At 69.0% G+C, this 6,584-nt stretch carries 8 protein-coding genes and 1 rRNA gene; 5 read left to right on the top strand and 4 right to left on the bottom strand.

Going from position 1 to position 6,584, the window contains the following annotated elements; all coding sequences use genetic code 11:
* Positions 1–79: ribosomal RNA gene (gene rrf, locus VF794_RS26715) — 5S ribosomal RNA — on the top strand; the annotation flags it as partial.
* Positions 80–260: 181 nt separating this feature from the next.
* Positions 261–707 carry a hypothetical protein gene (locus VF794_RS26710; protein WP_331115178.1) on the top strand — a complete coding sequence of 149 codons (447 nt, stop codon included), beginning with the start codon at positions 261–263 and terminating at the stop codon, positions 705–707.
* Positions 708–731: 24 nt separating this feature from the next.
* Here the strand turns inward: VF794_RS26710 and VF794_RS26705 are convergent, their stop codons facing one another.
* Positions 732–935 carry a SlyX family protein gene (locus tag VF794_RS26705; RefSeq protein WP_331115177.1) on the bottom strand — a complete coding sequence of 68 codons (204 nt, stop codon included), beginning with the start codon at positions 933–935 and terminating at the stop codon, positions 732–734.
* A gap of 177 nt (positions 936–1,112) precedes the next feature.
* Here VF794_RS26705 and VF794_RS26700 point away from each other — a divergent pair, with 177 nt between their 5' ends.
* Positions 1,113–1,289: a hypothetical protein gene (locus tag VF794_RS26700; protein WP_331115175.1), complete on the top strand. Its 177-nt coding sequence runs from the start codon at positions 1,113–1,115 to the stop codon at positions 1,287–1,289.
* Here the strand turns inward: VF794_RS26700 and VF794_RS26695 are convergent, their stop codons facing one another.
* A complete protein-coding gene (locus VF794_RS26695; protein WP_331115173.1) occupies positions 1,290–2,174 on the bottom strand; it encodes a tetratricopeptide repeat protein in 885 nt (294 codons plus the stop codon).
* A 233-nt stretch (positions 2,175–2,407) separates the two neighbouring features.
* A complete protein-coding gene (locus VF794_RS26690; RefSeq protein ID WP_331115171.1) occupies positions 2,408–2,761 on the bottom strand; it encodes a hypothetical protein in 354 nt (117 codons plus the stop codon).
* A 229-nt stretch (positions 2,762–2,990) separates the two neighbouring features.
* Here VF794_RS26690 and VF794_RS26685 point away from each other — a divergent pair, with 229 nt between their 5' ends.
* Complete coding sequence (locus VF794_RS26685) at positions 2,991–4,949, top strand: ATP-binding protein (protein WP_331115169.1); 1,959 nt, start codon at positions 2,991–2,993, stop codon at positions 4,947–4,949.
* 6 nt (positions 4,950–4,955) lie between these two features.
* Here VF794_RS26685 and VF794_RS26680 read toward each other — a convergent pair whose 3' ends face one another.
* Positions 4,956–5,381 (bottom strand): hypothetical protein, encoded by a 426-nt coding sequence (locus VF794_RS26680; protein ID WP_331115167.1) that lies wholly within the window; start codon positions 5,379–5,381, stop codon positions 4,956–4,958.
* 320 nt (positions 5,382–5,701) lie between these two features.
* Here VF794_RS26680 and VF794_RS26675 point away from each other — a divergent pair.
* Positions 5,702–6,584 (top strand): glycerol-3-phosphate dehydrogenase/oxidase (locus VF794_RS26675; RefSeq protein WP_331115180.1); only part of this gene is annotated, 883 nt, incomplete at its 3' end.

Raw genomic sequence — 6,584 nt, 5'->3', positions numbered from 1 at the left:
CCCGAACACGGAAGTTAAGCCCTCCAGAGCCGATGGTACTCCGCGGGAAACCGCGCGGGAGAGTAGGTCGCTGCCGGATTTTTTTTGAAGGCCCCGAGTCCTCACATACGTGAGGCCTCGGGGCCTTCGCCTTTGCGGGCTCTGGTCGATCCTGACGGCGCTCTGTCCTTCACTGCGCGAGTCCACTCTTCGTGCTGGCGATGGCCCCCCGGGCTTGCTTGATTGGTGTTCCACCCTTCAAGTCCAGGAGCGCCTCGTTCATGAAGCAACTGCTGCGTCCCGTCCTCGGTAGTCTCCTCGCGCTCGCCGTCTTCCTCGCTCCAGAGCGCTCCGAGGCCGCTGACTTCCGTCTCAATCTCGGCGCTGACTACCACATCGACAACGGCGCCTTCTTCAGCCTCACCGGCGCCGTCGACTTCGCCCTCGTCGGTCCCCTCTCCATCGGCGCCCGCTTCGGCGCTCTCCTCGCCACCCAGCCCAATACCCTCGGCGTCCCCCTCGACCTCAGCCTCCGCATCCGTCCCGGCCGCACTCCGCTCTACCTGGAGCTCCTCGGCGGTCCCTGGGTCTACTTCGAGGGCGATACCTTCCGCGCTCACGGCGCCTTCGGTTTTGGTTACCAGGCGCGCTCCTTCAGCGTCGGTCTCGAGGTTGGCTACCTCGAGCCCAAGCCCCATGTCGGTCTGCGGCTCGGCTGGCGGTTCTAGGCTCCGCCTGGTCGGGTGCGATCCTCAGTAGTGCGGCGGCTTCTCCTGCTGCCGCGCATCCACCAAGCCCGGGTCTCCCTCCAGCTTCTTCTTCACGAACTCGAGCTCCGCTTTCAGGGTGTCCAGCTCCCGCCGCTGCGCGTACAGCACCTCGCTCAGCTCCTGCAGCAGCTCCTGCTGCTGCATGTAGCGCAGCTCCAGCTCCGTGATTCGCGACTCGTCTTCCATACCCCTGGGATAACCCGGCTCCACCCTGGTTGTCCCCTCGTTGATTGGAGTCTGTCCCTGGACGCCTCTCGCCATCTGGTCCGCGCCCGCGAGCTCCTCGCCCGTGGCCGCCCCGAGCTCGCTGAGTCCGCTCTCAGTGATGCGATTGATTCCTCCGTCCAGGCCGAGGACCTCGTCATGCTCACCCAGGCGCGGATGGCCCTCGGTGAGTTGTTGGTCGAGCAGGGCCGCGAGGACGAAGCCATCCCCTTCCTTCAAGCCGTCGTTCGCACCGAACTCGCCAATGGGTCCGTCGATGACGAGGTCAAGCGCGCCGCACGGGTGCTCCGGCGGATCCGCGGCATTTCCGAGTAGTCATTCCGCTCGGCAGGCGGTGCGCACCGCGTCCATCCGCTCCGGGAACCGACGCTCCAGATCCATTCGCGTCGCCAGCATCGCGTCCTTCTGGCCCGATTGGCGTTGCACCTCGCACAGCGCCGACAGCGACCTCATGTCCGACATGTCCAGGCGATCCGCTTCCCTCAACGCCTCCTCCGCACCCCTCACGTCTCCCACCCGGAACGCTGTCATCCCCAGGTGGTAGTGCCCCATCACCAGCCTCGGATCCGCCTCCACCGCCCTCCCGAACAGCTCCTTCGCTTCCTCCATCCTCCCCTGCGCCACTCGCACCAACCCTTCCTCCACCAGTATCCGACCCCTCCCCAGCTTCCCCTCCAATCCCCTCAGCACCTCCACCGCCTCGTCCCCGCGCCCCACCGAACTCAGCAGTCTTCCGTATCGAACTCCTACCCCCGCGAGCTCCGGCTCCTTCTCGTACGCCTTCTTCACCGACTCCAGCGCTCCCCGGACGTCCCCCTGCCTCTCCTGGATGTCCGCTCGCAGCAGCTCCGCCCTCGCATCCCCCGGCGCCAGCTTCTCCGCCTTCGTGAACGCCTCCTCCTCGCAGCGCTTCATCCGCTGCTCGTGGCACAGCTTCACCAACAGCAACTGCGTCTCCACCGCCCCCGGCTCCCGTCGCTCCGCCTCCCTCGCCAGCTCGTACGCGTCCAGCGGCGCCCCCTCCCTCAGCAGCTCCGCTGCCTCCCTGAGTTCCGCTCCCGTCGCCTTCTCGTTCGTCTTCAGCGGTTTCAGGGTCTTCGCCCGCTGCGCTGAGTCCGGAATCGCGCGTGCAATCGCCAAGTTCTGCGCTGGAACGTCCCTCGGGAGGAACAGCGGAATCAGGTGGATCAGGAACGCCACGGCGCACGCCACCAGCGCGCTCCTCAGGCTCCGATCCCACCCCCCACGCGAACCCCGAGGGGTCCGCGTCCTCTCTTCAGGGCCTCTCGGACCCCGCATTCCTTCGGCTGGTGGGACGTTCGACACGGTCTTCTGACTCTAAGGGACTCGCCGTCTCCCTCGCACGGCCCGCTTCCCTCTCCCCTGGTTACTGCCCGACACCCCGTCCCCACTCCCATCAGCCGGGCTTCTCCTCAGGGCACCGCCTTCAGCCTCGGCCTCGTCTTCACCGGGGACGGCAGGTCCACTCCGCAGCTCCAGCACAGCTCGAAGTTTCCAGGGTTCTCCTCCTGGCACCGCGGACACTCCACTGTCCTCGTCGATGCCTCCTGGTCCGCTTCCAGCTCCGCCATCAGCTCCCTCCCTCTGCCAACCTCCTCCTCCGGCAGCCACAGCTCCACCCACGTCTCCGTGCTCGGGATTTCCCCTCCCAGTGGCGACAACGACTCCCCGCGCACTTCCACCGACAGGTCGGAACCCGCCAGCAGTCCCGCCAGGAGCCTCGCCTCGCCCACCGTCCGGTGCACCGAGAACCGCACGCGCTTCATGTGCCCTCTCTAGTCGCCCCACCTCCCACCCCGCCACACGACCCCCTCCCACGCCTCCCTTCCCTCCGCTCGCCCCCTCCCTGGCCGAGCACCCGACCAGTCCGGTAGACTGTTCCCGTTCCGGGGGGCTCTGGTGCTCGTTTTCCAATTCACAAGGGAAGGGAAGCGCGCCTCCCAGGTTCCATCGCCGCTCTCGTCCGTCTCTCCGTCGGCTCCTCCCGGGTGCGCCTTGGCCTCCTCCCCCGACCGCCTCGCTGAGTCCTCCTCCTGGGGTCGCTACGGCCTGGCCTTGCTCGCGACCACCCTGGCCTTCGCCCTCCAGTCGTTCCTCTGGCAGTGGCTCGCCCCCTCGCCCTACCTCCTCTTCCTCTCCGCCGTCCTCCTCGCCGCCTGGCTCGGCGGCTACGGCCCCGGTGCCCTCTCCACCGCCTTCTCGCTCCTTCTCATCCACTTCTTCTTCCACCAGGGCTCCGCTCCTCCCAGCGCCTCCCACCACGCCCTCTCCAGCGCCCTCTTCACCGGCGTCGCCGCCCTCATGACCGGGGTGTGCGCCCGCGCCCGCTCCACCTTCCAGGAGGCCCAGCGCGCTCGCGCCTCCTCCCTCGCCAACGGTCACGTCCTCTCCGTCACCCTGCGCAGCATCGGCGACGCCGTCCTCACCACCGACTCCAACGGCCTCATCCGCTTCATCAACCCCGTCGCCTGCTACTTCACCGGCTGGCGTGAGCCCGAGGCCATCGGTCAGCCCCTCTCGCGCATCCTCCAGCTCCTCGACCCCGTCTCCCGCGAGCCCCTCCCACTCCTCTCCGTCCCCCAGGAGGAGGCGCGCCCCATTCAGCTCGGCCGCCAGGCCCTCCTCCTCTCCAAGAACGGCGCCGAGCTCCCCATCGAGCACACCGACGCCCCCATCACCGACTCCGAGGGCCGCCCGCTCGGTACCGTCATCGTCTTCCGCGACATCTCCTCCCGCTTCCGCGAGGACCACGAGCGCGCTCAGCTCCTCGCCCGCGAGCATGACGCCCACCTCGAGGCCGAGTCTCAACGCGAACGCCTCGAGACCCTCTTCATGCAGGCCCCCGTCGCCATCTGCCTCTCCCGTGGCCCCGAGCACGTCGTCGAGCTCGTCAACCCGCTCGGGCAGACCCTCGTCGGCGAGCATCTCGCCATCGGTCGCTCCGTGCGTGAGACCACCTCCGGGCTCGACCCCAACCTTCTCCAGCTCCTCGACGAGGTCTACCGCAAGGGCCAACCCGTCGTCGGTCATGAGGTGCCCGTACGCGCCGACTTCTCCGGCTCCGGGCAGCAAGAGGTGAAGTACTTCGACCTCACCGTTCAGCCCTGGCGCGGCGTCGATGGCGAGACGCTCGGCACCATGGCCCTCTGCGCCGAGGTCACCGAAGAGGTCCTCGCCCGCCGCGAGGTCGAAGCCCTCGCCCAGGACCTCCAGAAGGCCCTTCAGATTCGCGACGACTTCCTCTCCGTCGCCTCCCATGAGCTGAAGACGCCCCTGACTTCACTCCAACTCCAGCTCCAGCTCCTGTGGCGCTCGCTCCCCGAGACCGATGCCGAGGGCAATCCCCACCCCGCTCGCAAGCGCATCGAGGCCACCCGCCGCCCCGCCGAGCGTCTCCACCAGCTCGTCAACAACCTGCTCGACGTCTCCCGCATCCGCGCCGGACGCCTCGCCCTCGAGCGCGAGACCGTCGACTTCGCCGCCCTCCTCCAGGATGTCGTCACCCGCGCGGAGGCCGATGCCGCCGGCGCCGGGTGCCGGCTCGTTCTCCAGGCCGAGTCCCCCGTCGTCGGTCGCTGGGACCGTCTCCGGCTCGAACAGGTCGTCACCAACCTGCTCTCCAATGCCCTCAAGTACGGCGCCGCCCACCCCGTCGAGCTCTCCGTCGTCCAGGAGGGCTCCTGCGCACGGCTCACCGTGCGCGATCACGGTATCGGCGTCGCTCCCGAGAACCAGGCCCGCATCTTCCAGCGCTTCGAGCGCGCCGTCTCCGAGCGCCACTACGGCGGCTTCGGTCTCGGCTTGTGGATCGTCAAGCAGATCGTCGAGTCACTCGGCGGTGACATCCGCGTCGAGAGCCTCCTCGGGCAGGGCTCCACCTTCACCGTGACCCTCCCCGTCGAGCCTCCCCCCAGCGGACGCTCCCCCGCCTCCGGTTCCTTTCCCACCGTCTGAGTTCCGCTACTCCTCGTTCCTCAGCTCGTGGGGGAGGACCGCGTGCGCGTGTCTCGGGGCACGCTCGTGCAGCTCCGACGTCAGCAGCTCGTCCAGCTCCCCCAACAGCTCGTCGTAGGCCCCTCCCGCTCCCTTCGCCCTCTGCCCCGGGTGCGCCTCCAGCCGAACTCGCGGCGTCTCCTCGTCCTCGAACGCCAGGCTCACCGCCATCCCCCTCGGACCCCCCGCCTCCGGTGTCACCGCCGCCGGCGCCGGCTGTCGCTCCGCTTCCTCCACCAACGGACGCAGTCGCCTGACCTCCTCCTCCGTCAGGTCCCTCTCCACCACCGTCTCTCCCTGCTCCAGCACCCGCAGGTGCTTCATCCCCTCCACCCTCACCGCCTGCGCCCCCGTGTTCGTCCTGCCGCTGCGCTCGTACGTCACCGTCTTCACGCTCCCACCTCCCCTCGGCCCGCGCATCCCGTGAGGTATGCACTTCCCCTCGCTCCCGCATTCCTTCCGCCAGCTTCCCGACAGCTTCCCCTCCCCCCTGGTCGGGTGGCCTGCTCGCTCTCCTCACCCCGTCCCTCTGCCGAAGGGAGAAGGGTGGTTGGGGCTCAAGTGTTCGCGGACCTCGTTTCGTTCCCCTCGTGACGCGCTGCGTTCGCTTCCTGCTGTTCCTCGTCCTTCCCGCCATTACACTCCCTGCCGTGCGTCCTGAATCCGTCGCCCAGCGGGATCCCGCTCCCCTTCGCAGCCGTGGCTCTGGTGCCATCGCCGCCCTTCCTCCTTCTCCCCCTCCTCCTCCCGCCCCCCGCGCCGAGCGCCTGCTCGCTCTCTCCTCCCAGGTCTTCGACCTCCTCGTCATCGGCGGCGGCGTCACCGGGTGTGGCATCGCCCGCGATGCCGCCCTCCGCGGTCTCAAGGTCGCCCTCGTCGAGCGCGAGGACTTCGCCTCCGGCACCTCCAGCCGCTCCTCCCGCCTCATCCACGGCGGCATCCGCTACCTCGAGCACGGCCACCTCGGTCTCGTCTTCGAGTCCAGCATCGAGCGCGCCCGCCTCCTCCGCCTGGCTCCCCACCTCGTCCGGCCCCTCCCGTTCGTCTGGCCCGTCTACAAGGGTGCCCGCATCCCCCGCTGGAAGCTCTCCGCCGGCCTCATGCTCTATGACGCCCTCGCGCTCTTCCGGAATGTGAAGGCCGCTCGCACCCTCAGCGCCCGGCAGATCGTCGAGGCCATCCCCGGTCTCCGCTCCGATGGGCTCACCGGCGGCGCCCGCTACTACGACGCCGCCACCGATGACGCCCGCCTCACCCTCGCCAACGCCATCGGCGCCTCCGAGGCCGGCGCCGTCGTCCTCAACCACGCCTCCGTGCGCGGCCTCGTCGTCGAGGAGGGCCGGGCCCGCGGCGCCACCGTCGTGGACAACCTCACCGGCCAGCAGCTCACCGTCCGTGCCCGCGTGCTCGTCAACTCCACCGGGCCCTGGAGCGATGAGATTCGCCGGCTCGACGCCGCCAACAATGGCTCCACTCCCGCCGTGCGCGGCTCCAAGGGCGTCCACATCTCCGTGCCCCGCGAGCGCCTGCACACCGACTCCGCCCTCACCCTCCTGTCCCCCGTGGACGGCCGGGTGATGTTCATCCTCCCCGCCG

This window comes from Archangium sp., from assembly GCF_036389735.1.
In the GTDB taxonomy this organism is placed as follows: domain Bacteria; phylum Myxococcota; class Myxococcia; order Myxococcales; family Myxococcaceae; genus Archangium.
This window is presented reverse-complemented; position numbering and strand designations above follow the sequence as displayed.